Source organism: Streptomyces sp. NPDC005955 (genome assembly GCF_042871255.1).
Taxonomy (GTDB): Bacteria; Actinomycetota; Actinomycetes; order Streptomycetales; family Streptomycetaceae; genus Streptomyces.
This window is the reverse complement of sequence record NZ_JBIAIF010000014.1, coordinates 27856-52408: the sequence shown is the minus strand read 5'-3', so window position 1 is coordinate 52408 and position 24553 is coordinate 27856. Positions and strand designations below refer to the sequence as shown.

The following is a 24553-nucleotide window of genomic DNA, read 5'->3' as shown; positions in this document are numbered from 1 at the left end:
TCTCCAGCTAACTGGTGCGGGTGGGACGCTCGGAAGCATACGGGCCACCGGGCGGGTTCCAGTCGGCTATCGCGGCGAACCCCCGCAGCATCGCATCGGGCATCAACCGCGAGGTCAGGGCCAGTGCCGCGGTGCGCAGCGCCACGGCGGGGCGGCTGCGGAGGGCGACGACCCGGGCGGCACCCGCCGCCTTGCGGACGATCGCACCGGTCCGTGGCAGCCGGTCGGCGCTGTAGGCGGCGAGCGCGGATCGCAGATCGGCCGCGGGGTCCGCGTGGTGGGCCAGGACGATGCCGTCCTCGATGGCCTGGTTGCCGCCCTGGGCGAGCATCGGGGCCATCGCGTGGGCCGCGTCACCGACGAGGACGACCCGGCCGCGGTGGAAGGCGGGCAGCGGGGTCGTCATGTGGTGGACGTCGTGGCGCAGGACCGGTAGCCGGGCCGCCGCCCCGAGCAGGGCGGGCACCGGGTCGTGCCAGTCGGCGAACCGTCGCCGCAGTTCGGCGTGTTCGTCGGGGGCGGTCGTGCCTGCGGGGGCGAGGGCGGCGGCGTACGCGTAGACCCGGCCGTCGGCCAACGGGTGCGCCCCCCACAGGGAGCCGCGCCCCCAGGTCTCGTGGGGTGCGAAGGGCCGGCCGGGGGTGGGGTCGGGGGCGACGAACCGCCAGGTGGTGAAGCCGGAGTAGCGGGGGCCCGGGTGCTCGGGGAAGAGGGCCCGCCGGGTGGCGGAGCGGATGCCGTCGGCGGCGACGACCAGGTCGGCGTGGAGGTCTCCGTCCGGTGTGCGCACCACGGCGCGTGCGGCGCCGGGCACCCCGGGCGCCACGAGTTCGGCGGGCGAGTCGGTGCGCAGCCGGTCCGGCGGCAGCGCGGCGGCGAGGCGGGCGATCAGGTCGGCGCGGTGCAGCAGCACCAGGGGCCCGCCGAAGCGTTCGGTCACCGCCTCGGCGTCCAGCCGGGTCAGCCAGCGTCCCCGGGGGGTGCGGAGCCCGCCCGGGCCCTGCCAGGCGGCGCGTGCCCGGATCTCGTCGCCGAGGCCGATGACGTCCAGGGCCCGTTGCCCGTTGGGGGCCAGGGCGATGCCCGCGCCGACGGGGTCGAGCGAGGGGGCGCGTTCCAGCACGGTGACGTGCCAAGCGCGCCGGTGCAGGGCCACGGCGGTGGCGAGGCCACCGATCCCGCCCCCGAGGACGACTGCGTGCTGCTGTGACACGACCCCTCCGTCTACTACAGACGTAGTGCTGGATTCCTCGAACGTACTACAGCTGTAGTGAAAGAGGTAGGTTGGGGTCGTGCCCGCATCCCACGCTTCGCCCGACCCCCGACCCGCCCGCCCGTCCGGGGCACCGTCCGGCTCGGAGCGCGCCGTGCTCATCGCCGACACCGCGCTCGCCCTGCTGACCGCACGCGGGATGCGCGGGCTGACCCACCGGGCGGTGGACGCGGCGGCCGGGCTCCCCCAGGGGTCGACCTCCAACCACGCACGCACCCGACAGGCGCTGTTGGAGGTCGCGAACCACCGGCTCGCGGAACGCGAGGCCCGGGTCCTACGGGTGCGGGAGCTGACGGACCCCGCCGGTGGCGTCGAGGCGGTCGCCGAGGGCGTGGCCCAGGCGCTGCACCGCTATCTGACCCACCACCGGGACCTGTTGGTGTGCCGCTACGAACTGGCCCTGGAGGCCACCCGGCGCCCGGCGCTGCGGCAGGTCTTCGACGACACCGGGCGGCAGTTCCGGGAACCCCTCCTGGCCCTGGTCAGCGCGCTCGGCTCGCCCGATCCCGCCCGGCACGCACTGGCGCTGATCGCCTGGGCCGAGGGCATGATGTTCTCCTGCGTGGCCGGCTCGGCGCACTCCCGGTCCGTGTCGTTGGAGGAGCTGCGGGCCGGGTGCCGGGAGCTCCTGGCGGGCATGACGGCGCGCTAGGTACGTGCACTACGGCGCGGGTCGAACGGGCCCGGGGTTCGTGGGCGGGTCCCCGTCCAGTTGGCGTCCCAGCCGGACGATGGCCGAACGGACCGTCTCGCCGTGCGCATCGCCGTCGAGCGCGTCCAGGGCTCCGCTCGACAGCCTCAGATGGCTGCGGGCGGCCTCCCGGCGACCGAGTCGCGCGTAGTCGGCCGCGAGGTTCAGGTGCAGCGTCGGGTAGAAGGCGCGGGCGGCCGGTGCCAGGGCGTGGGGCGGCATCCGACCGTCGGCGAGTTCCTCGGCGGCGGACAGGGCCCGCAGGTCCCAGGCGAGTTCGGCCTCCGGGTCGTCCTGGGTGTCCGCCAGGTAGTGGGCGAGGGTGCAGCGGTGCAGCGGGTTCCCGTTCTCGACGATCTCCGCCCACAGCGCGAGGAACCGGTCACGGGCCTCCTCGCGGTCACCTCCGTGGTGCAGCATGACGGCCTGCCCGATGCGGGTCATCGTGACCTCGTCCCGCGCTGACCGTTCCTGCGGTTCCGTCACCCTTGCCTCCGCCGTCCACCGGGTCGCCGCCATCGAACGGGCGCCGATGCACCGGTGACCCGCCGGTCGACGCTAACCCGCCGTGGTCACCGGTGCGGGGCAGGCGCGGGTGGCGTACGCACCGCTGGTCCACAGGTGCGTACGCCGAGCGGGCCGGCGCCCGTGGGACGTGCCGGGGTGCGGCCCCCCGAGGAGGGGAAGCCGCACCCCGGACACGGGGTCAGCCCAGGTCGGGAATCCGCCAGTCGATCGGGGCGTGACCCTGCTGGGCCACGGCCTCGTCGATCTGGGTGAAGGGCTGCGACCCGAAGAACTTCTTCGCGGACAGCGGGGACGGGTGGGCGCCCTTCACCACCACGTGCCGCTCCTGGTCGATCAGGGGCAGCTTCTTCTGGGCGTAGTTCCCCCACAGGACGAACACGGCCGGGTCCGGCCGGTCGGCGACCGCGTGGATGACCGCGTCGGTGAACCGCTCCCAGCCCTTGCCCTTGTGGGAGTTGGCCTCGCCGGCCCGGACCGTCAGCACCGCGTTCAGGAGGAGCACTCCTTGGCGGGCCCAGGGCATCAGATAGCCGTTGTCCGGCACGGGGTGCCCCAGCTCCGCGTGCATCTCCTTGTAGATGTTCCGCAGCGACGGCGGGGTCTTCACGCCCGGCCGCACGGAGAAGCACAGGCCGTGCCCCTGGCCCTCGCCGTGGTAGGGGTCCTGGCCCAGGATCAAGACCTTCACCTGGTCGTACGGGGTGGCCTCCAGTGCCGCGAAGACCTCGTCGCGCGGCGGGTAGACGGGGCCGTTCTCCCGCTCCCCCTCCACGAACTCGGTGAGCTCCTTGAAGTACGGCTTCCCCAGTTCCTCACCGAGGACGCCGCGCCAGGATTCGGGCAGCAGAGCGGTGTCGGTCACGTGAACATCCTCCGGAATACGGTCATTCGGCGACCGTTCGCCACGGCCGCCCCCACACCCGAGAACCTACCGGCGTCCACTGACAACGCGCACCGTTCCCGGTACTACCAGCTGGTTTTCCGACGCAGCTCCCACAGCAGCATGACCGTGGACGGATCGAGGGAACGCTCGCTCCCGGAGATCTCCTCGCTCGCCGCGACGTACTGCCGACCCTGCCACAGCGGCAGCAGCCGGGCGTCGTCCACGAGGATCTGCTGCGCCCGCTCGAAGTCGGCGACCACGGCGGAGCGGTCCGCCTCGCGCCGGGACCGCGGCAGCAACACGGAGGTGATCTCCGGCACCGGGTACGGGGTGCCGAGCGCGTTGCGTTCGCCGACGAAGGGCGCGATGAAGTTCTCGGGGTCCGGGAAGTCCGGGAACCAGCCGCGGCCGAAGACGGGGTACTCGCCCCTGCGGTACCCGGCCTCGTAGGTCTTCCAGGCGCGGCTCTTCAGGGTGACCTCGAACAGCCCGGACTCCTCCAACTGGCTCTCGATCTCCCGGAAGGCGGGCTCGGTCAGCGAACCGTACCGGTCGGTGGTGAACCACAGCTCCAGCGGCACCGGTTCGACGATGCCCGCAGCGGCGAGCAGGTCGGCGGCCCGGTCCGCGTCGGGTTCGCCGAAGTCGTCGAAGTACCCGGTGGTGTGCCCGGGCAGCCCGCTGGGGATCATGGAGTACAGCGGGTCGACGGTGTCCTTGTAGACCTTGTGCGCAAGGGCACTACGGTCGATGACCTGGGCCACGGCCCGTCGGACGGCGGCCTTGCGGGCCCACCGGTCCTCGGGGTTGAAGACGAGGTAGCTGATCTCGGTGCCGGCCCCCTCGACGAGTTGCACGCCGTCGTCGGGGTCGTTGCTCTGGAGCGCGATGACGTCCTCGGCGGCCAGGCCCCGGTAGGTGACGTCGATCTCCCGGTCGTGCAGCGCCTGCACCATGGAGGCGGAGTCCTGGAAGTACCGGATGGTCACCTCGTCGTTCTTGCGCTGCGCACGACCCCGGTAGTGCCCGTTCCTGACCAACCGGGCCCGTCGTCCCTCCTCGTACGCGGCGAGGGCGTAGGGGCCCGAGCCGGTGACCTCCTGCTCCGTGCGGAGCGCGTCGGCCGGGTACTCGCGCGGGTCGACGATCGACATGGCGGGGGTCGCGAGGACGAACGGGAACGTCGCATCGGACTGGCCGAGGTGGAAGACCACGGTCCGCTCGCCCCGCGTCTCCACCCGGTCCAGGCTGCCCAGCAGCCCCTTGGGGCCGCCGGGGACGTTGATCCGCACGATGCGGTCGATGCTGTGCTTGACCGCGCTGGCGTCGAGGGCGTCGCCGTCGGAGAAGCGGAGCCCTTCCTTGAGGGTGCAGGAGTAGGTGCGCATCGACTCGTCCGTGAACGCGCACCGGGCCGCGTCGGGTTCGGGCTCGGAGGCGCCCGCCGGATAGCTGAGGAGGGTCTGGTAGACGTTCCGGAACAGCTCCCAGGAACCGTCCCAGGACGCCGCCGGGTCCAGGGTGCTGGGAGCGCTGGTCGTTCCCACGGTGATCTGCTGGTCGGCGCCCGAGGCGCTCTCCGAAACGAACCCGCACCCGGCGACCACGCACATCGACACCGCGGCCGCCACGTGCCGCACACACCGGAACCGGACGAACACGCGCACGCTCCTCGATCGGCTGAACCAGGGGGGCCGGCCGACCATATCGCAGCGCCCGCACAGAAGAATCGTCTCTGCACAGGGTTGCCGATACCGATGCGATCACACGGGGACGGACGTCCACGCACCGCGTGAACCGGGCTCCCGAGGACGCCCGGCACGCCCCCGGACGGGACCCGCGGAGTCGACCGCGGACAGGACCCCGGCCGCGGTCGCCCCCCGGCCGGCGCACGCCGGAGCGCGGCGGTCGGTCAGCCGAGGGGACCCCCGGCCACGTACAGGACCTGGCCGGAGACGAACCCGGCCGCGTCGCCGGTGAAGAAGGCGATCGCATGGGCGATGTCCTCGGGACGCCCCACCCGCTGCACGGGGATCTGGGTCGCGGCGGCGGCCTGGAAGTCCTCGAAGCCCATCCCGACCCGCTCGGCGGTGGCCCTGGTCATCTCGGTGACGACGAATCCGGGCGCGACGGCGTTGGCGGTGACGCCGAACTTGCCGAGCTCGATGGCGAGGGTCTTGGTGAAGCCCTGGAGGCCGGCCTTGGCGGCGGCGTAGTTGGCCTGTCCCCGATTGCCGAGCGCGGACGACGAGGACAGGTTGACGATCCGGCCGAAGCCGGCGTCCACCATGTGCTTCTGACACGCCTTGGTCATCAGGAACGCCCCGCGCAGGTGCACGCCGAGGACGGTGTCCCAGTCGGACGCGCTCATCTTGAAGAGCAGGTTGTCCCGCAGGACGCCCGCGTTGTTCACCAGGACGGTCGGCGCGCCCAGTTCCCCGGCGATGCGCTCCACGGCGGCCCCGACCTGCGCCTCGTCCGTGACGTCACAGCCCACGGCGACCGCCCGGCCGCCCGCGGCGACGATCTGCGCGACGGTGTCCGCGCACCCGGCCTCGTCGAGGTCCAGTACGGCGACGGCCCGGCCCTCGGCGGCCAGCCGTACGGCCGTCGCGGCGCCGATGCCCCGCGCCGCGCCGGTCACCACGGCCACGCGCTGTTCAGTGGTGGACATGCACACTCCTCGTCCTCGGGACGGCCTCGCCGTGCGCCGTTGGGAGGGTCGCCACGGCCGACCCGGGCGACCCGGCGTCACCCCGGAAGGGGTGAGCTACCGCTCAGTACTGTCGGCGGACGTGACGCTAGGAGCCCCGGCACCCGGTGTCAACGGCATCGGGCGCGACACCGCCCGGCACCGTCCCCGACGGGCCGGGCGCTCCCGGACGGACCGGGGCGTCACCGCACCAGCGTCTCCACCAGCCGCTCCAACTCGGCCCGCGGATCGGCCGTCAGCCCGGTGTGCACGGGGCCCGGTTGCACCACGGTGGACCTCGGTGCGACGAGCCAGCGGAACCGGCGCCCCGCGTCGTCGCGCGCGGCCTGGCCCGCCGCCTCGCCGCCCGCGCACACCTGCTCCACGGCCCGCAACGCGGCCCGCACCCCGGCCAGGTCGACCGCGGGGTCCAGGGCGATCAGACGCGCCTCGTCCACGTGGGTGCGGGCGGCCACGAAGGACCGGGCGCGGCAGTACACGACGACCCCCGCATTGATCAGTTCCCCGCGTTCCACCCGGGGCACCACCCGCAGCAGGGCGTACTCGAAGACGTCCCGCCCGCTCATCGGCCGACCCCCTCGGAGGCGGTCGCCCCGGACGCGGCACGCTCGGACGTGGCAGCCTCGGACGCGGCAGCCGACCAACCCGCCGGACGTCCGGCCAGACGCGGGTCGGGCGGACCGAGGGTGGTGCGCCGGTGGACGTCCGGCGCACGGGACAGCAGCGCCGCCACGTACGCGTCCCGCACGGCGTCGGGGCCGTCGAAGCCCTCCTCGCCGACCAGCCAGGCGTCCGGGACGCCGGCGGCCACCTCGTGCAGCAGTTCCGCGGTGACCAGCGGGGCCAACTCCGCCGCGGCGGAGTCCAGATCGGGGGCGAACGGGGCGAGGGCGTGGTCCGTCGCGTCGTAGGGCCGGGCCGTCGACGCGCTGACGGTCGGCCAGTTGTGGTGCCAGATCATGCTGGCGCCGTGGTCGATGAGCCACAGGTCGCCGTGCCAGACGAGCAGATTGGGGTTGCGCCAGGACCGGTCGACGTTGTTCACGAGCGCGTCGAACCACACGATCCGTCCGGCCTCCCCGGCGTCGACCGTGTAGGCCAGGGCGTCGAACCCGAGGGCCCCCGACAGGTACGCCGTGCCGAGGTTGGGGCCGCCGCTGGCCTTCAGGAGGCCCTGCACCTCGGGGTCGGGTTCGCCGAGGCCGAGCACCGGGTCCAGGGCGAGCACGACGAGTTCGGGGACCCGCAGCCCCAGCCGCTGTGCCAACAGCCCGCACAACACCTCGGCGACGAGGGTCTTGCGCCCCTGCCCGGCACCGGTGAACTTCATCGCGTACGTACCGAGATCGTCGGCCTCGACGAGTCCCGGGAGCGAGCCGCCTTCCCGCAGGGGCGTGATGTAGCGGGTCGCCGTGACTTCTGTCAACATTTCCCCAGGCTATACGGCGCGGCTCCCTGCGAATCCGCAGACCGGTTCGCACCTCGCCGCCGGGCGGGTCCCGCCCCCGTCGGCCCTGGGGAGAACCGTGGGGTTCCGGGACCCGGTCCCGGCCGGACGGGGGGTCGATCGGCCGAGCCTACAATGCGGCCGTTGCTGTTCGACCTTGCGGAACTCGACCAGTCTGCGCCGCGCGTTCCGGGCCGAGACCGGCCTGCCCCTGTCGGAGTGGCGGACCCGGCTGCGCCTCAACCACTCCCTGACGCTCCTGGAACAGGGGCACATGGTGTCCGCGGTCGCGGCATGGGTGGGGTTCAGCACCAACGGCTACATCCTGGCGTTCCGCCGGTACTTCGGCCAGACGCCCGGGACCTACGTCAGGAACTGGGAGAACGAACTGACCTGAGCGGCGGCGGTGCCGGTCGTTCGGGAACTCAAGATCACCCGCGGACAGCAACAGGTGACGCGCCATGTCCCGGGCCGTCCTGCACGGCCCGGGACGCGTCGTACCACCGAACGCCCCGTGAAAGGCCCGAGCATGACCGCATCCCGCCCGACCCGCTCCCGCCGGACCGTGCGCACCCTGTGCGCCGCCGTCGCGGTGGTCGCGTCGGCCACCCCCGCGTACGCGAACTCGTCCCCGACCCCGGCCCCGTCGCCGTCCGGAGTCGAGCCGCACGGCACGTGGACCACGTCGAAGCTGACCGAGACCGACGCCAACGCCTTCGCCGTCACCCGCCCCGACGCCCACACCACCTGGGCGGCGGGCATCCGCTCCGAACGGGAGGGAGAGCGCCACGTCCGCACGGTCCCGACCCTCTGGGAGCGCGACGACCGGACGGGCGGCCGCTGGAAGGCGCTGCCGACCGCGCCCCTGCCCGGCTCGTACGACGTCCGTTTCAACGACGTCGACGCCTCCTCGCCGCGCAACGCCCTGGTCGTCGGTGACCACGTCCAGGAAGCCGGCGGGATCATCACCCAGCGCTGGGACGGCAGGAGGTGGCAGACCGCCACGGCTCCCGTCCCCACGCAGACCATGACCGCCGGGTTCCTCTCCGTCGACGCCCGCACCGCCCGCGACGCCTGGGCCGCGGGCTGGTCCGCCGTTCCCGATCCGGAGCACGTCGTCAAGGCCGTCGGGGAACTCCAGCACTGGGACGGCACGCGGTGGACACCGGCGGCGCTCCCGGACGTCGGGGAGGGACCCGGCGGCAACTGGACCCTCTCGGGCGTCACGGCCCGCGCGCACGACGACGTGTGGGCGGTGGGCGAAGCGTTCAACGAAGCCTGGTCGCGACCGGTCCTGCTCCACTACGACGGCACCACCTGGCGCAAGGCCCCCGCACCCGACCTCGGCGAGGAGCGGGTGCGGTTGAACGGCGTGGCGTCCGGGCCGCGCGGCGAGGTGTGGGCCGTCGGCCGGGCCAAGGCGCCGGGCGCCGCGGCCCGCGGTCTGGTCCTGCGGCTGAGCGGGGGCACCTGGGCGGAGGTGCCGCTGCCCCCGGGCGTCGCTCCGCTGCGGTCAGTGACCGTGAGCGGCGCCCGCCCCGTGGTCCTCGCCGAAGGCGAAGGACCGGTGGCCCCGAAGGTGCTGGAGCGCGCCGGATCGACCTGGAAGTCGCTGGACCTGCACGCGACCGGCGGCGCGGAGTTCGCCGCGGTGGACATCGCGGCGCGCGGGCGCACCTTCGACGTGTCGGGCAAGTTCCCGGGACCGGACACCGACCCCGTCGGCCCGGCCGTGGTGGTCACCGCGCGCCGCTGACCGACCGGCCCTCAGGTCTTGATGAGCGGCGCGTCCCGGGAGAGTTCCCGGAACCCGACGCCGTAGTACAGCCCGCGTGCCTGGGGGTGCCCCGGCGCCCCCAGGCACGCGACGGTCATCCGGTCGGCCCCGGCCGCGCGCGCCAGCCGCATCCCGTGCAGGAGCATCGCCCTGCCCAGCCCCCGCCGCCGGTAGTCGGGATGCGTCCCGACCGGCTCGAACTCGGCGGTCCGGTTGGCCTCGTCGAGCCACATGATCGTCGAGGAGGCCATCGTGCCGTCCGGCGCCTCCACCAGGACGTGCAGGTCGCCGCGGTACCCCGCCGTCCGCCGGACGCCCCGGTAGTCCTCGGCCGTGTACGTCGAGGGGGCCCAGGCGTCCCGGTGGGCCCGGACCGCGGCCTCGGGCCCGGCCTCGTCGGCGGTGCGGAACCGGAACCCGTCCGGCAGGAGGGGCCGTTCCAGCTCGGTGAGGTCCCGCTCGTTGAGCTGGGTCCACGAAGCGGTGTCGCCGAGCGAGGCCGGGTCGGTCGCGTAGCCGTGCGCCGCCCACCGCTCCAGGGCGTACCCGTCGGCGGCGCTCGGCACCACCGTGCGCTCGACGTTCCCGGCCACGCCCTCGTACCCGTCGATCACCTCGTCCACCAGCCCGGCGTGGTCGGGGTGCACCTGGTACGCCAGATAGGCGTCGGTGACCTCCCGCACCGACCCGTCGCTGCGCCGTACCCGGTGCGGCAGGAAGGCCCAGCCCCACGCCACCAGGTCACCGTCGGCGAACCACAGTCGGCGGCGCCAACCCGCGCCGCGGGTGGCCTGCCCCCTGCCCCAGTTCCAGGCCAGCTCTCCGAAGCTCGCATCGGCGTTCACCAGGTCGCGGCGAACGGCGGTGACGCGTTGCGCCAGACCCTGCATCAGCCGCACGTCGGCGGCGGTCAGCGGTTCGAAGTCCGTCATGGTGCGCCACTGTGCCAGGGTCCCCCGGTGCCGGCGAACCGATTTACGGACCGGTAAGGGTGGGGTAGTCGGTGTACCCGTGGGCTCCCCCGCCGTAGAAACCCGCACGGCGCACCGCGTTGCGGGGTGCGCCGGTGCGGCAGCGGGCGACCAGGTCGGGGTTGGCGAGGAAGTCCCGGCCGAAGGAGACGAGGTCCGCGCCGTGGGCGAGGGCGTCGGCGGCGGCCTCCGGCTTGTCGCGGTCGGCCGGGAGCGGGGTGACCATCAGCGCGGTGGGCCACCGTTCCCGTACCGCGCGGTCCAGTTCCGTGCCCGTCTCGCCGTGGTGGAGGTACGCGATCCCCAGCGCGGCGAGGGCCCGGACAAGGGCCGTGTAGGTGGTGTACGGGTCGGCTTCCGTCAGGTCGCCGAACGGGTGGGACGGGGAGATGCGCACGCCGACCCGGTGCGGGCCGACGGCCTCGGCGACCGCCTCGGTGATCGCGACGGTGAGACGGATGCGCCCCTCGGTGGTCCCGCCCCAGCGGTCCGTGCGGAGGTTGGCGTTCTCGGCGAGGAACTGGTGGAGCAGATAGCCGTTGGCGGCATGGACCTCCACCCCGTCGAGTCCGGCGGCGACCGCCCGGCCCGCGGAACGGACGAAGCCGTCGATCAGCTCCTCGATCCCGGCGGCGGTGAGGGCGGTCGGGAGCACGGCCGGCGTCCGGCCGCCGGAGGTGTGGACGAGGGCCCGGGCGGCAACCGCCGAGGGGGCGACCGGACGGGCCCCTGCGGGCAGGAAGGCCGGGTGGGCCAGCCGGCCCGCGTGCATGAGCTGGACGAAGAGGCGTCCGCCCGCCGCGTGCACCCCGTCCGCGAGCCGCGCCCAACCGTCCTGGTGGGCATCGGTGAACAGGCCCGGCGCGTCGGGACCGATGGCCCCGGCGGCGAGCGGATGGGTGCCCTCGGCCACGATCAGCCCCGCCGACGCGCGCTGCGCGTAGTAGTGCGCCATCAGCGGGCCGGGGGTGCCGTCGGCGCCCGCGCGGGCACGGCTCATCGGCGCCATGACCATGCGGTTGGGCAGCGTGAGGTCACCGAGGCGGACGGGCTCGAAGAGGGCGGTGGGCGCGTGCACGACGGGTCCTTTCGTGGGGTGCGGGTGATCAGGACTTCCAGGTCTCGGCGAGCAGTTGGTACGAGCGCAGCCGGGCGTCGAAGTCCCATGCCTCGCTGACGACCATCAGTTCGTCGGCGTCCGTGCGGTCGACGAGGCCCTCCAGGCCGCGGCGGACGGTGTCCGGCGCACCGGTGAAGGACTCCGCCAGCATGGCGTTCACCGTCCGCGCCTCCTGCGGGGCCCATACGGCGTCGATGTCGTCGACCGGCGGGAGGAACTGCATGCCGCCCCGGAAGTGGGTGAGGAACTTCTGCTGCATCGTGCTGAAGATCCGTACGGCTTCCTCGTCGGTGTCGGCGACGACCGCGTTGGCCGCGACGACGGCGTACGGCCGTGCCAGGGCTGCCGAGGGGCGGAAGGAGGTGCGGTAGAGGTCCAGTGCGGTGCCCAGTTGCTCGGGTGCGAAGTGGGAGGCGAAGACGAAGGGCAGGCCCTCCCGGGCGGCGAGGGCCGCGCCGAAGGAACTGGAACCCAGGACGTAGACGGGCAGGTCGACGCCCTCGCCGGGGATCGCGCGGACCTTGCGCTGCGGGCTGCCGGGAGCGAGGTATCCGCGGAGTTCGGCCAGCTGCTCGGGGAAGTCCGCGCCGCTCGGGTGTTCGCGCCGCAGTGCGCGGGTGGTCCAGGTGTCGGTTCCGGGGGCCCGGCCGAGGCCGAGGTCGATGCGGCCGGGGTGGTAGGTGGCGAGGGTGCCGAACTGCTCGGCGACCACGTACGGGGCGTGGTTGGGGAGCATGACGCCGCCCGAGCCGACCCTGATCCGGTCGGTGGCCGCGGCGACCCGGCCGATGATGATCGAGGTCGCGGAGCTGGCCATCGCCGCGGTGTTGTGGTGCTCGGAGATCCAGAAGCGTCGGTATCCGTACGCCTCGGCGGCGCGGGCCAGCGCGACGGTGTTCTCCAGGGCTTCGGCGGCGGGTCGACCCTCGCGGATCGGGGAGAGGTCGAGGACGGACAGCGGTGTGTCGGAGTAACGGGTCATGACGGGTCTCTCGCGGTGGGCGCGGGCCGGGACGGTCCCCGCGCGGGGGTGGTGGGGTCCGGGACGCCGGCGCGGGGGCCACCCGGCCGGAACCGTGGGAGGGTTCCGGCCGGGTGGTCGTTCCTGCCGGTGACCGGGTCAGATCTGCGGCGTCGGGTGCGGCGGGGACACGTCGAAGGACGAGTGCGCCCCGCCCAGCGCCCGGGACTGCGGCAGCCAGGACGAGACGATCAGGCTGGTCCGGTCCATCAGCTGCTCGGTGCCGAGTCGCGCGGGCAGGAAGCGGCCGAAGGCGTCCAGGCGCTCCAAGTGCTCCAGCCCCCGGGAGAGGGCGACGGACTGATCGGCGTCACCGGTCTTCTCGGCGACGGTGAGGATGCCGATCTGCTTCTCCTCCGGCTGGAACATCAGCCAGACGCTGGACAGGCCCTGCTTCTCGGCCTCGTCACGGAGGGCGGGCCAGACCTCCGCCAGCAGCTGCTCGACGTTCTCGTCCGTGTAGGAGTAGCGCTCGAACCGGTTGATGTGGTGGGCGGTGGCCATCGGCTTGAAGTCGTGCGCTCCGGTGACCTTCCAGTAGTGCTTGTCCACGCCGGGGAAGCGCGACCAGAACTTCACCCCGGGCTCCGGGAAGAGCTCCTCGTTGGTGAAGTGGTCGTAGTCGAGCACGTTCTCCCAGGTGTCGAAGAGGTAGCGCCCGCCGATGTACTTGACGCCGGTGGCCGGGTCGAAGCGCAGCGGGGTGTACTTGTGGCGCATGCCCGGGCGGATGTCCATGTGGGGGCGCTCGCGCTCCAACATGTCGACGAGGTCCTGGGTGGAGTAGCGGTCGTCCAGGGGGAAGTCGGAGGTGAAGGCCGCTTCCGCCTTGATCGGACCGGTCTCGTAACCGCGGACGTCCATGGGTGTTCCTCTCTCACTGCGGGTTGCCGCTCCCCGGGTCGGGTGCCCCCGCTCGTGGCGGGCCCCGCCGTGACGCCGGCGGGGCGGGGAGTCTCATCGGGTGCCGGCCCCGTCCGGGGCCGCGCGGAGACCTGCGGCACCCGGCCTCGGGGCCGTCGCGTGCCGTGCGGCCGGTTCGAGGGGCCGCGGACCCACCGGGCTCCCCCGTGTCCGGCACGTCGACCGTGCCGGACGCGGGTCGCCCGGGTGTTTCCGTACGCACCGGATTCCACTAACCGGACCGCGTGGTCATGTTTGAACCGTAGCACAACCTGACCGCGTGGTCCGATTAGGTAGAGTGGGGACCATGATGAGAGCTGACGCCGTGCGCAACCGCCGCCTGCTGATGGACGCCGCCGCGGCGGAGTTCGCCGAGAACGGCATGGAGGCGTCGATCACCCGCATCGCCACCCGGGCGGGAATCGGCAAGGGGACGGTCTTCCGGCACTTCGACACCAAGGAACAACTGCTCGCCGAGGTCTTCAGCGACCGCCTGGAAGAACTGGTCGCAGCCGGACTCCGGCTCTCCGGCTCCGCGGACCCGACCGCCGCACTGTTCGAGTTCATGACCATCGGCACCGAGATCCAGGCCCGCGACCGCTCCTTCTGCCAGGCCGCCGCCGCGCTCTCCCGCAGCGAGTCGGCCGTCCGCGCCTCGCGCGAACGCCTCGCGGACGTGGCCGAAACCCTCGTCGCCGAGGCGCAGCGGGCCGGGACGATCCGCGACGACATCACGGGCCTGGACGTCGTGCTCCTGCTCAGCGCCGCCTCGCAAGCGGTGCTCAGCATCAGCACGGACGCCCCCGACCTCTGGCAGCGCTACCTGTCCATGACCTTCGACGGCCTGCGCAGCCGGAGCGCCCACCCGCTCCCCGTCCCCGCCCCCACCCGGGCCCAGTTCACGGGATAGCCGGGCCGGACCCCGTCAGCGTTCCCAGGCGGCGGCGCCGCGCAGCAGGTGGTGGTCCGACATGCCGGGGGTGCAGGCCGCGGCGTCGCCCCGCACGGCCTTGAACCAGGAGTAGCCGAGGAAGATGTAGTCGATCTTCCCCGGTTCGGTGACCCGGGGCGAGCACACGGGTTCGGCGGTCGCCTCGCCGCTGCGGCACCGGTCACCGGACTGCGGGCAGTCGGCCCCCGTGAAGTGGGACTTGTCGTTCTCGTCCACTTCCTGGAACGCCCCGGTGCCACCGCCGTGGTTGTAGAGCGAGCCCAGCCGGGCGTCCTTCGGCAGCATGTTGAAGTCCCCGGCCAGCACCACCGGGTCCCCCTGGTCGGCGAAGGCCCGGGTGACCGCCGCCACCTGGGCGGCCTGGACGCGCGGATTGTCCCCCCGGTAGTCCAGGTGGGTGTTGCAGGCGCGCACGTCCCGCCCCGTCACGCGGGCCCTGGCGCACAGGAGGATGCGCTGTTCGCCCGCCGACGGCTTGTCGAGCAGGGTGACCGTCCGACTGCCGTTGTCGATGGCGCCCTGACCGCCCTTGGCGAAGACGGCCAGTCCGTACCGGGTGTCCGAGCCCCACTTCGCGCACCCGGACGTCGAGCCCAGCGCCGCGCCCCAGACCGAGTCGTACGCGGGGCCGCCGGAGGACCGGTTCGCCAGGGCGTCCCGCAGGAGCGTCCACTGGCCGTGGCACAGCTCCTGGAGCATGAGCAGATCGGTGTCCCAGGCGTCCATCGCGCCGATCACCTTGTCCCGCCAGGCGGGCTTCGACCCCTGGTAGATGCTGCACGACGCACCGCAGACGTTGTAGGACAGGAACCTCGGCTTGGGCCAGTTCACCGGGTCGGGCACATCGGCCTGCGCAGGGCCCGACGCGAGGAGCGAAACGAAGGACAGGAGCACGGCGAGGATCATCCTGCTGACGGAACGGATCATGAGCGTGGTCCGCCTCTCCTGTCGCGGGGAAGGCCCGCCCCGGCTCCCGCACGGCGCTCCCTCGCACGCCGGGCCGAACCCGGGCGGGGCTGTGCACACTGTAGGGATCGACGCGCCGCTTCAGCACGCTGCTTCTGGCCAATCGCCACCCCGCCGCGCCGTCACGCCGTCACGCCGTCACCCCGTCTCGCGGCCCCGCCGCCCGGCTGCCTCGTCACCTCGCCATCTCGCCATCTTGTCGCCTACCGAACATTCGGTTAGCGTGCGGTGCGGCCGGGGTCCGCTCGCCGCACCGCCCTTCGGCCACCGCACCGTCCTCCGCCCGCGACGGCCCGTGCCCCCTGAGGAGTCCGCCCATGCCCGACGAGGTCTTCCTGATCGACGGCGCCCGCACCCCCCAGGGCCGCTACGGCGGCGCACTGGCCCGGGTGCGCCCCGACGACCTGGCGGCCCTGGTGGTCGGCGAGGCCGTCCGACGCGCCGGCGTTCCGGGCGGGGCCGTGGACGAGGTGGTCCTCGGAGCCGCCAACCAGGCCGGCGAGGACAACCGCGACGTGGCGCGGATGGCGGTGCTGCTCGCCGGGCTCCCGCACACCGTGCCCGGGTACACCGTCAACCGGCTCTGCGCATCGGGCCTCACCGCGGTCGTCTCGGCCGCCCAGGCGATCCGCTCCGGGGAGGCCCAGGTGGTGGTGGCCGGCGGAGTGGAGTCGATGACCCGTGCCCCCTGGGTGATGGCCAAGCCGGGCACCCCGTGGGCCGCGCCGGGAGAGGTCCACGACACCACCCTGGGCTGGCGGTTCACCAACCCGCGCTTCACCGCGGCCGACCGCGCGGCGCCCGCGGACGCCGGACCCGAGGACGTGCGGACCACCCTGTCGATGGGCGAGACCGCCGAGGAGGTCGCCGCGCTCGACGGCATCACCCGGGCCGAGTCCGACGCGTTCGCGCTCCGCAGCCACCAACGGGCCGTCGCCGCCCAGGAGGCCGGGCGCTTCGACCGCGAACTGGTGCCAGTGTCAGGTCCGGACGGCGAGGTGACCCGCGACGAGGGCCCCCGTCCGGACACCACCCTGGAGAAGCTGGGGCGTCTGCGCACGGTCTTCCGGGAGGACGGGATCGTCACCGCCGGCTCCGCCTCGCCCCTCTCCGACGGCGCCTCGGCCCTGGTCGTCGCGAGCGGTGACGCCGTGCGCCGGTACGGGCTCGTTCCCCGGGCCCGGATCGTCACCTCGGCGTCCGCCGGCGTGCTCCCCCGGCTGATGGGCCTCGGTCCGGTGCCCGCCACCGAGCAGGCCCTCGCCCGCGCGGGCCGGGTGGCGGGCGACCTGGACGCCGTGGAGCTGAACGAGGCGTTCGCCGCACAGGCGTTGGCCGTCATCCGTCGACTGGGGCTGGACGAGGACAGGGTCAACGCCGACGGCGGCGCGATCGCCCTCGGGCATCCCCTCGGCTCCTCCGGCGCCCGCATCCTGCTCACCCTCCTCGGCCGGCTGGAACGCGAGGACGCCCGGCTCGGCCTGGCCACGCTCTGTGTGGGAGTCGGTCAGGGCGTCGCCATGCTGGTGGAGCGGGTGTGAGCGGCGCGCCGCCACGGACCGGTGCGCCGCCACGGACCGGCGCGGCGTCACGGACCGGTGCGGCGTCACGGACCGGTGCGCAGGTGTGGCGGCGGTCTGGTCGTCCGGTGGCGGCGTCAGCTCCGGGGCTTGTTCGCGAACACCCACCGGTTGCCCGCCAGCGCGTCGTTGGGCTCCGCTAGCGGGCCGCGTCCGTGCCTGCGGGTGAAGTCGAAGGGGGTGTGGACCGCGGTGTCCCAGCCCTTGCCCGTCAGATCGCCGACGGAGTCGGGCCGCGGCGCCCGGTCGAACAGGGCGAGCAGGTCGATGCCTATCTGGTGGGTGGTCGAGGTGTAGAGCGGGCTGTTGCGGTACTCCAGCAGGTCCTCGTCGAGTTTGACCTCGAACGCCAGGGCGCTGCCCGGGGTGCTCAACCGGTGCACCGTGTCGATGAGGTGCGTCTCGGCGGCGGCGGGCAGGTAGAACAGCAGCCCCTCAGCCAGCCAGACGCTCGGTGCGGCCGGGTCGAAGCCGGCGTCGGACAGCGCGGCGACCCAGTCGGCGCGCAGATCGGTCGGGACGGGCACCCGCGCCGCCTTCGGAACGGCCGGCAGCCCGTCGAGCACCTCGTGCTTGAACGCCAGCACGCCTTCCCGGTCGACCTCGAAGAGCACGCAGCCGGGAGGCCAGTCGAGCCGGAACGCCCGCGCGTCCAACCCCGCTCCGAGCAGCACCACTTGACGGGCGCCCGTGCGGTGCACCGCACGGAGGAGGAAGTCGTCGAGGACCCTCGTCCGCAGCCCGAAGTACCGCGCGAACCGCCCCCACAGCGGGTTGGCGTCCCCGTCCGGAACCTGCTGCCCGCGCACCGGCCAGCCGGCGGACGCCGGTGCGGCGCGCACGAAGTGCTCCGCGTAGACGTCCCGGGCCAGGGCGTCGTGGCGGTAGGTCTCGATCGCCCGGGCCGCCGCGACCATCAGCGCGGTCAGACCCACACCCCCTTCCACGCCTTCCACACCGGTGTTCCGAGGTGCCGTTCCGACCATGTGTCCTCCCTGGGTGAGTCGAGACCGTGACCAGCGGGAAGCCGGCACGGAATCGACCGGTGCCCCGCGACGCGCGGCTACGGGCGTCCCGTTCCTCCACGAACGCGCGGCAGCAGGACGGGTTTGACCACCCGGCCCGCCGCGCAGTCGCGTTCGGCCTCGTTGATGTCGGTGAGCGGATACGTACGGATCAGTTCGTCGAAGGGGAACCGCCCGGCCCGCCACAGTCCGATCAGCCGCGGAATCAGCAGCCCCGGCACCGCGTCGCCCTCGCAGATGTGGGACATGCGCCGACCCCGGTCCAGGGTCCCTGGTGCGAGCGGTAGCGGGGTGTGGAGCCGCGCCACCAGACCGAGGTGGCCGGCGGGCCGCAGCGCCCGTAGGGCATCGTTGATCAGCGGTGCACAGGCCGTGGTGTCGAGCGCGAACTGTGCACCGCCGTCGGTGAGGTGCCGGATGCGGCCGGGCAGGTCGGCCGAGGAGGCGTGCAGCGGGGTCGCACCGAACCGCTCGGCGAGGGCCAGCCGCCCGGGGTGTCGGTCGACGGCGACGGTCAGCGCCCCGGAGGCGGTGGCGGCCATCACCGCGGCCAGGCCCACCGCTCCCGCTCCGAAGACCGCGAGGGTGTCGCCGGGGCCGATCGCGAAGGAGTGGAGGACCGCTCCCGCGCCGGTGAGGAAACCGCAGCCGAGCGGCCCGAGCAGTTCGACGGGGAGCGAGGGGTCGACCCGTACGGCGTTGCGGGCCGGGACCACCGCGTACGCGGCGAACGAGGACTGGCCGAACCACCGGGGGGCCAGGGCCCGCCCGGCAGCGTCGGTGAACCGCGCGGCGTTCTCCGCGCGCCCGCCGAAGAGGTTGAGCGAGGCGAAGGAGTCGCAGTGGGCGGGGGCCCCGCGCAGGCAGTTCCGGCAGTGGCCGCAGGAGTCGAAGCTCAGGACGACGTGGTCGCCCTCGCGCAGACCGGTGGGCGGACCGGACGTTTCCACCACGACCCCGGCCCCCTCGTGGCCGAGCACCGCGGGCAGCAACGGGCCGCCCGGCGCACGCCGGAGCGCGAGGTCGGTCCGGCACATCCCGCAGCCCGCGATCTCCACCAGGACCTCGCCCACGGACGGGCCCGCGGTCAAGATCACCTCTTCGATGGCGAACCGGCCCTCGGACGAGCGCAGCACCGCCGCTTCGAACCTCCTCGTCATGGCCCCTCCGGGCGGTGCACGACGAACGGTCGGAGGTTGCCGTAGAGCCCCCACGGCCCGCCGGCGACGCCGACCCCGCTGTCCTTGGTGCCCGCGAAGGGCTGGGCGAGGGAGAGTTCGGCGTGGTGGTTGATCCATGCCGTCCCGCACTCCAGCCGTTCGGCCACGGCCTCGGCCAGGTCGAGGTCGGTGCCCCAGACCGAACCCCCCAGTCCGAAGCCGGTGTCGTTGGCCGCCGCCACGGCTTCGTCGAGGTTCCCGTACGGCAGCACCGGCAGCACGGGGCCGAACTGTTCCTGCGTCACCACGGGGCTGTCGGGCGGGACGTCGGCGAGGACCGTCGGGGCGTGGAAGTAGCCGGGTCGGTCGAGTCGGTGGCCCCCGGCCGCGGCGCGGGCGCCGTCCGCCAGGGCCCGGGCCGTGTACTGCTCGACCCGGGCCAGTTGGGGGGCGTTGTTGACCGGGCCCAGTTGGGTGCCGGGGTCGAGGCCGGCTCCGACGACGACGGTCTTCGCGCGCTGGGCCAGGGCCTCGACCACGTCGCAGTGGAGCCGGGCCGGTACGTAGACCCGCTTGACCGCCATGCAGACCTGCCCGCAGTTGCGGAACGCCGCCCAGAACAGCCGGTCCGCGATCCGCTCCACGTCCACGTCCTCCAGCAGGACGGCGGCGTCGTTGCCACCGAGCTCCAGGGTGGCCCGGGTGAGCGAGGCGGCGGCGCCCACCGCGACGGCCCGCCCGGTGGGCACCGAACCGGTGAAGGTCACCTGCCGGATGCCCGGGTGGGAGGCCAGCCGGGCGCCGAGGGGTTCCTGACCGGTGACGACCGTCAGCACGCCCGCGGGGAGGGCGGTGGAGACGACGGACCCCAGCAGCCGGGTGGCGAGGGGTGTGTGGGGGGAGGGCTTCAGCACCACCGTGTTGCCCGCGGCGAGCGCCGGCGCGAACTTCGCCGAGGCGAGTTGGAGGGGGAAGTTCCACGGGACGATCGCGGCGACGGGCCCGAGGGACCGCCAGCGGACCTCGCTGCGCACCGGCCGGCCGTCGTCCAGGAGGTGGGGTTCGGGCACGAGCTCGGCGAAGTACCGCAGGCGGGCCGCCGTGCGGGCGATCTCCGCCTGTGCCTCGGCCAGGGGTTTGCCCTGTTCACGGGTGAGCAGAGGCGCGAGGTCCGCCCCGGCCGCCACCACCGCGTCGGCTGCGGCGCGCAGCGCGGTGGCGCGTGCGACGGGGTCGGCACGCCAGCTGCGCCACGCTTCGTGGGCCCGGGCGACGACGGCGTCCAACTCTTCGGGCTGCTGGTCGGGGGCCTGCGCGAAGTCCTCTCCGGTCGCCGGGTCGAGGACGGCGAAGCGCTCGCCGGGGGTCCGCGGCGCGCGACGGGGGTGTCGGGTCGCCATGGCCGCGGTCAGCCCGCGGTGGGGGCGGCAGCCGCGTGTTCCCGGGCGTGCCGGTCCATCTCCGCCCGGAAGGCGGCCACCAGCGACGGTTGGATCCTGCCGGTGGTGCGGTCGCCGCCCTCGCAGACCGCTCCGCGCACCCCCACGATGTCCGTGCCGATGCGGGTCAGTTCGCCGAGGTCCCCCGCCCTCAGGCTGCCGGCGAGGGCGGCGAGCAGACCGGCGTCGTGGGCCTGCCGGACGAACGCGGCGCAGACCTCCGGCGGAACGTGGTCGAACAGTCGGGTCCCGTCCTTGACCGCGGTGTCGAGCATGGCCGCGTCGGAGCCGGAGCGGCGGGCGATGTCCGGCAGGGCCAGCGGGTTGACGCAGCCGATCCGGTGGGCGTCGGCGTAACCCGAGGCGACGACGAACGCGTCCGGTCGGTGGTCCTTCACCGCCCGGACGACCCCGCGCATGACGTCGACGGCCTGTTCGGGCGTCGTGCACCCGTAGAGGCCGACCTTGATGTAGCTCGCCCCGGAGACGACGGCGCCGAGTGCCGCCTGGGCCACCGTGCCGGGCTTGTACGGGACGTCCCCCACGGTGGCGGAGACCGGTTTGTCCGCCGGGACCACGTCGCGGATCTCCCTGATGACCCACGGGAAGTTCGCGCCGAGCGAGCCCTCGTCGGGGTTCTTGACGTCGACGATGTCGAGGTGGTCCGCGGCCTTCGCGCAGTCGAGGGCTTCTTCGACACCGTCGGGGGATATGAGCAGCAACAATCTGGACCCCTTCCACCGCGCGCTCCCGGCCGGGGCCGGGCGCGCGGAGTCGTCTGGATCACGTGCGGTCCGCTCATCATCACGGCGGCCCCCGGCCGTCGGTAGGGCGCGCGGAGTCCGATCGAGTACGGCCGGGGCGTACCGGTGCGCCGTGCACGCCGGTGCGAACGGGTCCGCCGGGCGGTGCGGGGCCGCCGTTCCTAGGTGGAGCGCCGGGCCGGAGCGGGGGCCACCGCCCGGGCGACCGCTTCGGCCAGTTCCTCGACGTCCGTCCCGGTTCCGTCGCCCGACAGCGTCGACACGGTGATCCGCACCCCCTGGGGCGTCCGGGTGCGGAACCGCGCTCCGGGAGCCACCGCCCACCCCGCGTGCAGCAACCGCGCGACCGCTCCCGTTTCGTCGGGCACGGGGACCCAGACGTTCATGCCGCTGCGTCCCCGGGCTTCGACGCCCCGTGCGGCGAGGGCGGTGATCAGGGCGTCGCGGCGCGCCCCGTAGGAGGCGGCCACCTCGTGGGGGTCCACCGCCCCGGAGCTCCACAGGTGGGCCACGGCCCGCTGTTGGAGCAGGCTCACCCAGCCGGGCCCGAGGCTCTGGCGACCCCGCACCCGGTCCAGGGTGACCTGGTCGCCGGTGAGTACCGCGACCCGCAGGTCGGGACCGTACGCCTTGGCCGCGGACCGCACCAGGGCCCAGTGGGCGGTGCCGCCGGCCAGCGGGTGGAGGGGTTGGTCGACGACCCCGTGGCCGTGGTCGTCCTCGATCAGGAGGGTGTCGGGGTGGCGCGCGAGGACGGCGCGCAGGGACCGTGCGCGGTCCGCCCCGATCACCGCCCCGGTGGGGTTCTGCGCCCGGTCGGTGACGATCAGGGCGCGCGCCCCGGCGGCCAGCACCCGCGCCACCTCGTCGGGCAGCGGACCGTCGTCGTCGACCGCCACGGGGGCGACGCGCAGGCCCAGCGCCGGGACGAGGTCGAGGACGCTGCCCCAGCCGGGGTCCTCCACGCCGACGGTGTCGCCGACCCGCAGATGGGCGGTGAGCACCCGTTCCAGGGCGTCCAGCGAACCCGAGGTGACGGCCGTCGGTCCGTCGGGCACGCCGTCCCGGTCGAACGCGCGCCGCGCGTACCGGGCGAGGTCCGGGTCGACGGGCTCGGCCCCGTACAGCACCGGATCGCGGTCGGCGCGCGCGGCGGCGGCCGTGAACGCGGCGGTGAGCGGGGGCAGCAGGGCGACGTCGGGGTTGCCGTCCGACAGGTTCCGCACGCCCGGGGGCACGTCCACCCGGATCGCCGCGCGGGTGGTGACCGCGGGTTTGGCGCGCACCCGGCTGCCGCGGCGGCCGTCGGTCTCGATGACCCCGCGTTCGCGGAGCGTCCGGTAGGCGGCGGCGACGGTGTTGGGGTTCACCCCGAGGCGTTCCGCCAGGGCGCGTTGGGGGGGTAGCGCGGACCCCGGCTCCCACGCGCCCGACGCGATGGCCTGCTCGACGCTGCGGGCGATCTCCGATGCCCTTCGACCCTGGATGGGATATTCTCCTAGCACAAACAACATTATGCACTAGTGCAATCGTTTCCGCACGGGGCGCCGTCCGATGTCCGTGCGGAGCCCCCGGGCCGAGGGCCGATGACCACGAGGGAGCCGGAGATGCCGGACCAGAGCGCCTACGCACCGACGGAGCGGACCGTCCCCACCCGTTCCCGGGAGCGGGCCGCCTACGACCGCGCGACCGTTCACGCGATACTCGACGCCGCCTACGTGTGCCACCTCGGCTTCGTCCGCGACGGCACCCCCGTCGTCCTGCCCACGCTGTACGGACGGGTGGGCGAACGCCTCTACGTGCACGGCTCGACGGGCTCCCGGCCGCTCCGGCTCGCCGGGGACGCGGATCCGGGGCTGGCGGTGTGCCTGACGGTGACCCACGTGGACGGGCTGGTGCTCGCCCGCTCGGCCTTCCACCACTCGATCAACTACCGCTCGGTGGTGGTCCAGGGCACCGCCCGGACGGTCACCGACCCCGACGAGAAGCGCACGGCCCTCGACGCCCTGGTCGACCACGTGGTCCCGGAACGCTCCCGGGACTCACGCCCGGCGAACGCCAGGGAGCTGGCGGCGACGGCCGTCCTGGCGCTCGACCTGGACGAGGTCTCGGCGAAGATCCGCACGGGCGGCCCCAACGACGACCCCGAGGACCTGCCGCTCCCCCACTGGGCGGGGGTCGTTCCGGTCCGGCAGACCTACGGGTCCCTCGTCCCGGCCGACGACCTCGCCCCGGGAACGGCCGTGCCCCCGTACCTCTCCGCGCTCTAACCCGTGGGCTCCCGGTCGGCCGCCCCGACCACCGGGGCGGCGGCCGGTCCGGCGGGCACCGGACCGCCCCCGGCCACCGGTTCGGACGAGCCCTTGACCGGCGTCGCGGACTGGGCGATGAACGCGCCGACCATGACCATGCACCCGCCGATGATCTGCGGCGCGGACAACTGCTCCCCGAGCAGCACCCAGGCCAGCACCGTCGCGACGACCGCCTCCAGACACGCCACGACCCCGGCGACCTGCGGTGACAGCCGCCGCACCGAGAGCACCCCGGTCATGTAGGCGAGGACGGTGGCGATCAGCACCACCCAGCCGAGCAGCAGGTACGCGGCCACCGGACGCCCGTCCATGTCCGCGGTGCCCGCGAGCAGCGACCAGTCCATGTTCCAGGGGCGCGAGATCACCGTCAGGGCGAGCGCCCCGATCAGTAGCCCGTACGCGATGACCCCCAGCGGATCGGGGGCCTCGTCGCCGGCGTCGCTGCCCTGGTCGGAGAGGACGAAGTAGCACGCCTGGCAGCAGGCGGCGCCGAAGGCGAGCAACAGCCCGAGCACGTCGAAGCCGAGTCCCGACCACACCTCCACCACGCAGGCGAGGCCGCCGACGGCCAGCACCACGCCGACCGCGGCGGCCCGGGTGACCGGCCGCCGTTGCACGAAGCGGATGTACCCGAGGAGCAGGGCGGGGCCCAGGTACTCGACGAGCAGGGCGACGCCGACGGGGATGCGGGAGATCGACGCGAAGTAGAGGGCCTGGACGCCCGCCACGGCGAGCAGGCCGAACCCGGCGAGCAGTGCGGGGCGCCGCACCAGCAGGTCCCGGTGGCGCCATGCCAGGGGCAGCATGACGAGAGCGGCACCCGCGACCCGCAACCACACCACGTGCAGGGGGTGCAGGCCCGCGTCGATCAGCGGTTTCGCCGCGACGCCGGAACCGCCGAAGGCGACGGCCGACAGGAGCGCGATCCCCAGGCCGACGCCGCGGCGCGGGCCGTCGTCGTTCACTCCAGTCGTGTGCACCGGCACATGATGTCAAACAGCGTCAGGAGCGTCAGCCCCCACGGCCCT

Annotated in this window: 24 protein-coding genes; 6 read left to right on the top strand and 18 right to left on the bottom strand. The window is 73.8% G+C overall.

Annotated features, from left to right (window positions below):
• Nucleotides 1–7: 7 nt before the first annotated feature.
• A complete protein-coding gene (locus tag ACFYOU_RS27400) occupies nt 8–1213 on the bottom strand; it encodes an FAD-dependent monooxygenase (RefSeq protein ID WP_391309230.1) in 1206 nt (401 codons plus the stop codon).
• Between the two features lie 79 nt (nt 1214–1292).
• On the opposite strand from ACFYOU_RS27400, the gene ACFYOU_RS27395 reads away from it, so the two are divergent.
• Nucleotides 1293–1925 carry a TetR/AcrR family transcriptional regulator gene (locus ACFYOU_RS27395; protein WP_391309229.1) on the top strand — a complete coding sequence of 211 codons (633 nt, stop codon included), beginning with the start codon at nt 1293–1295 and terminating at the stop codon, nt 1923–1925.
• Between the two features lie 9 nt (nt 1926–1934).
• Here ACFYOU_RS27395 and ACFYOU_RS27390 read toward each other — a convergent pair whose 3' ends face one another.
• From ACFYOU_RS27390 to ACFYOU_RS27365, 6 genes are all read right to left on the bottom strand, one after another.
• Nucleotides 1935–2450: a hypothetical protein gene (locus tag ACFYOU_RS27390; protein ID WP_391309227.1), complete on the bottom strand. Its 516-nt coding sequence runs from the start codon at nt 2448–2450 to the stop codon at nt 1935–1937.
• 220 nt (nt 2451–2670) lie between these two features.
• Nucleotides 2671–3354 carry a uracil-DNA glycosylase gene (ung, locus tag ACFYOU_RS27385; RefSeq protein ID WP_389773047.1) on the bottom strand — a complete coding sequence of 228 codons (684 nt, stop codon included), beginning with the start codon at nt 3352–3354 and terminating at the stop codon, nt 2671–2673.
• Nucleotides 3355–3458: 104 nt separating this feature from the next.
• Nucleotides 3459–5036: an ABC transporter substrate-binding protein gene (locus ACFYOU_RS27380; RefSeq protein ID WP_391309226.1), complete on the bottom strand. Its 1578-nt coding sequence runs from the start codon at nt 5034–5036 to the stop codon at nt 3459–3461.
• Between the two features lie 251 nt (nt 5037–5287).
• Nucleotides 5288–6049, bottom strand: a complete 762-nt coding sequence (gene fabG, locus ACFYOU_RS27375) for a 3-oxoacyl-ACP reductase FabG (protein WP_391309224.1) — start codon at nt 6047–6049, stop codon at nt 5288–5290.
• Between the two features lie 221 nt (nt 6050–6270).
• Complete coding sequence (locus tag ACFYOU_RS27370; protein WP_389773054.1) at nt 6271–6654, bottom strand: DUF3037 domain-containing protein; 384 nt, start codon at nt 6652–6654, stop codon at nt 6271–6273.
• Nucleotides 6651–7517: a HipA family kinase gene (locus ACFYOU_RS27365; RefSeq protein ID WP_391309222.1), complete on the bottom strand. Its 867-nt coding sequence runs from the start codon at nt 7515–7517 to the stop codon at nt 6651–6653. Before ACFYOU_RS27365 ends, ACFYOU_RS27370 begins: the two co-directional genes overlap by 4 nt.
• A 175-nt stretch (nt 7518–7692) precedes the next feature.
• Between ACFYOU_RS27365 and ACFYOU_RS27360 the strand changes: the two genes are divergently transcribed.
• A complete protein-coding gene (locus tag ACFYOU_RS27360) occupies nt 7693–7932 on the top strand; it encodes a helix-turn-helix domain-containing protein (RefSeq protein ID WP_391309220.1) in 240 nt (79 codons plus the stop codon).
• A gap of 132 nt (nt 7933–8064) precedes the next feature.
• Nucleotides 8065–9291, top strand: coding sequence for a hypothetical protein (locus ACFYOU_RS27355; RefSeq protein WP_391309218.1), 1227 nt, complete (start codon nt 8065–8067; stop codon nt 9289–9291).
• A gap of 11 nt (nt 9292–9302) precedes the next feature.
• Here ACFYOU_RS27355 and ACFYOU_RS27350 read toward each other — a convergent pair whose 3' ends face one another.
• The 4 genes from ACFYOU_RS27350 to ACFYOU_RS27335 form a co-directional block, all read right to left on the bottom strand.
• Complete coding sequence (locus ACFYOU_RS27350) at nt 9303–10244, bottom strand: GNAT family N-acetyltransferase (RefSeq protein WP_391309216.1); 942 nt, start codon at nt 10242–10244, stop codon at nt 9303–9305.
• 43 nt (nt 10245–10287) lie between these two features.
• Nucleotides 10288–11361 carry an alkene reductase gene (locus ACFYOU_RS27345; RefSeq protein ID WP_391309214.1) on the bottom strand — a complete coding sequence of 358 codons (1074 nt, stop codon included), beginning with the start codon at nt 11359–11361 and terminating at the stop codon, nt 10288–10290.
• 28 nt (nt 11362–11389) lie between these two features.
• Nucleotides 11390–12385 carry an MsnO8 family LLM class oxidoreductase gene (locus ACFYOU_RS27340; protein WP_391309213.1) on the bottom strand — a complete coding sequence of 332 codons (996 nt, stop codon included), beginning with the start codon at nt 12383–12385 and terminating at the stop codon, nt 11390–11392.
• Nucleotides 12386–12523: 138 nt separating this feature from the next.
• Nucleotides 12524–13288, bottom strand: coding sequence for a hypothetical protein (locus tag ACFYOU_RS27335; RefSeq protein ID WP_391309212.1), 765 nt, complete (start codon nt 13286–13288; stop codon nt 12524–12526).
• A 346-nt stretch (nt 13289–13634) separates the two neighbouring features.
• Between ACFYOU_RS27335 and ACFYOU_RS27330 the strand changes: the two genes are divergently transcribed.
• Complete coding sequence (locus ACFYOU_RS27330) at nt 13635–14237, top strand: TetR family transcriptional regulator (RefSeq protein WP_391309210.1); 603 nt, start codon at nt 13635–13637, stop codon at nt 14235–14237.
• Between the two features lie 15 nt (nt 14238–14252).
• Here ACFYOU_RS27330 and ACFYOU_RS27325 read toward each other — a convergent pair whose 3' ends face one another.
• Nucleotides 14253–15206, bottom strand: coding sequence for an endonuclease/exonuclease/phosphatase family protein (locus ACFYOU_RS27325; protein ID WP_391309208.1), 954 nt, complete (start codon nt 15204–15206; stop codon nt 14253–14255).
• Nucleotides 15207–15562: 356 nt separating this feature from the next.
• On the opposite strand from ACFYOU_RS27325, the gene ACFYOU_RS27320 reads away from it, so the two are divergent.
• Nucleotides 15563–16786, top strand: a complete 1224-nt coding sequence (locus ACFYOU_RS27320) for a thiolase family protein (protein ID WP_389773081.1) — start codon at nt 15563–15565, stop codon at nt 16784–16786.
• A gap of 116 nt (nt 16787–16902) precedes the next feature.
• Here ACFYOU_RS27320 and ACFYOU_RS27315 read toward each other — a convergent pair whose 3' ends face one another.
• The 5 genes from ACFYOU_RS27315 to ACFYOU_RS27295 form a co-directional block, all read right to left on the bottom strand.
• Nucleotides 16903–17811 (bottom strand): SAM-dependent methyltransferase, encoded by a 909-nt coding sequence (locus tag ACFYOU_RS27315; protein ID WP_391309205.1) that lies wholly within the window; start codon nt 17809–17811, stop codon nt 16903–16905.
• A 77-nt stretch (nt 17812–17888) separates the two neighbouring features.
• Nucleotides 17889–19010 carry an alcohol dehydrogenase catalytic domain-containing protein gene (locus tag ACFYOU_RS27310; protein ID WP_391309204.1) on the bottom strand — a complete coding sequence of 374 codons (1122 nt, stop codon included), beginning with the start codon at nt 19008–19010 and terminating at the stop codon, nt 17889–17891.
• The gene (locus ACFYOU_RS27305) at nt 19007–20410 is read right to left on the bottom strand and encodes an aldehyde dehydrogenase family protein (protein ID WP_391309202.1); all 1404 of its coding nucleotides are present in this window, start codon (nt 20408–20410) and stop codon (nt 19007–19009) included. Before ACFYOU_RS27305 ends, ACFYOU_RS27310 begins: the two co-directional genes overlap by 4 nt.
• Before the next feature lie 8 nt (nt 20411–20418).
• The gene (locus ACFYOU_RS27300; RefSeq protein WP_391309201.1) at nt 20419–21174 is read right to left on the bottom strand and encodes a (5-formylfuran-3-yl)methyl phosphate synthase; all 756 of its coding nucleotides are present in this window, start codon (nt 21172–21174) and stop codon (nt 20419–20421) included.
• A gap of 200 nt (nt 21175–21374) precedes the next feature.
• A complete protein-coding gene (locus tag ACFYOU_RS27295; protein WP_391309199.1) occupies nt 21375–22718 on the bottom strand; it encodes an aminotransferase class I/II-fold pyridoxal phosphate-dependent enzyme in 1344 nt (447 codons plus the stop codon).
• Nucleotides 22719–22820: 102 nt separating this feature from the next.
• On the opposite strand from ACFYOU_RS27295, the gene ACFYOU_RS27290 reads away from it, so the two are divergent.
• Nucleotides 22821–23483, top strand: coding sequence for a pyridoxamine 5'-phosphate oxidase family protein (locus ACFYOU_RS27290; protein WP_389773096.1), 663 nt, complete (start codon nt 22821–22823; stop codon nt 23481–23483).
• Here the strand turns inward: ACFYOU_RS27290 and ACFYOU_RS27285 are convergent.
• Complete coding sequence (locus ACFYOU_RS27285) at nt 23480–24511, bottom strand: EamA family transporter (RefSeq protein ID WP_391309196.1); 1032 nt, start codon at nt 24509–24511, stop codon at nt 23480–23482. The genes ACFYOU_RS27290 and ACFYOU_RS27285 overlap by 4 nt on opposite strands.
• Between the last annotated feature and the right edge of the window lie 42 nt (nt 24512–24553).

Bases quoted from the DNA above. Each gene is read 5' to 3' on its own strand.
- ACFYOU_RS27365 (WP_391309222.1), bottom strand. From the start codon at position 7,517: ATGTTGACAGAAGTCACGGCGACCCGCTACATCACGCCCCTGCGGGAA.
- ACFYOU_RS27310 (WP_391309204.1), bottom strand. From the start codon at position 19,010: ATGACGAGGAGGTTCGAAGCGGCGGTGCTGCGCTCGTCCGAGGGCCGG.
- ACFYOU_RS27290 (WP_389773096.1), top strand. From the start codon at position 22,821: ATGCCGGACCAGAGCGCCTACGCACCGACGGAGCGGACCGTCCCCACC.
- ACFYOU_RS27315 (WP_391309205.1), bottom strand. From the start codon at position 17,811: ATGGTCGGAACGGCACCTCGGAACACCGGTGTGGAAGGCGTGGAAGGG.
- ACFYOU_RS27350 (WP_391309216.1), bottom strand. From the start codon at position 10,244: ATGACGGACTTCGAACCGCTGACCGCCGCCGACGTGCGGCTGATGCAG.
- ACFYOU_RS27325 (WP_391309208.1), bottom strand. From the start codon at position 15,206: ATGATCCGTTCCGTCAGCAGGATGATCCTCGCCGTGCTCCTGTCCTTC.
- ACFYOU_RS27370 (WP_389773054.1), bottom strand. From the start codon at position 6,654: ATGAGCGGGCGGGACGTCTTCGAGTACGCCCTGCTGCGGGTGGTGCCC.
- ACFYOU_RS27355 (WP_391309218.1), top strand. From the start codon at position 8,065: ATGACCGCATCCCGCCCGACCCGCTCCCGCCGGACCGTGCGCACCCTG.
- ACFYOU_RS27330 (WP_391309210.1), top strand. From the start codon at position 13,635: ATGATGAGAGCTGACGCCGTGCGCAACCGCCGCCTGCTGATGGACGCC.
- ACFYOU_RS27305 (WP_391309202.1), bottom strand. From the start codon at position 20,410: ATGGCGACCCGACACCCCCGTCGCGCGCCGCGGACCCCCGGCGAGCGC.
- ACFYOU_RS27335 (WP_391309212.1), bottom strand. From the start codon at position 13,288: ATGGACGTCCGCGGTTACGAGACCGGTCCGATCAAGGCGGAAGCGGCC.
- fabG (WP_391309224.1), bottom strand. From the start codon at position 6,049: ATGTCCACCACTGAACAGCGCGTGGCCGTGGTGACCGGCGCGGCGCGG.
- ACFYOU_RS27340 (WP_391309213.1), bottom strand. From the start codon at position 12,385: ATGACCCGTTACTCCGACACACCGCTGTCCGTCCTCGACCTCTCCCCG.
- ACFYOU_RS27320 (WP_389773081.1), top strand. From the start codon at position 15,563: ATGCCCGACGAGGTCTTCCTGATCGACGGCGCCCGCACCCCCCAGGGC.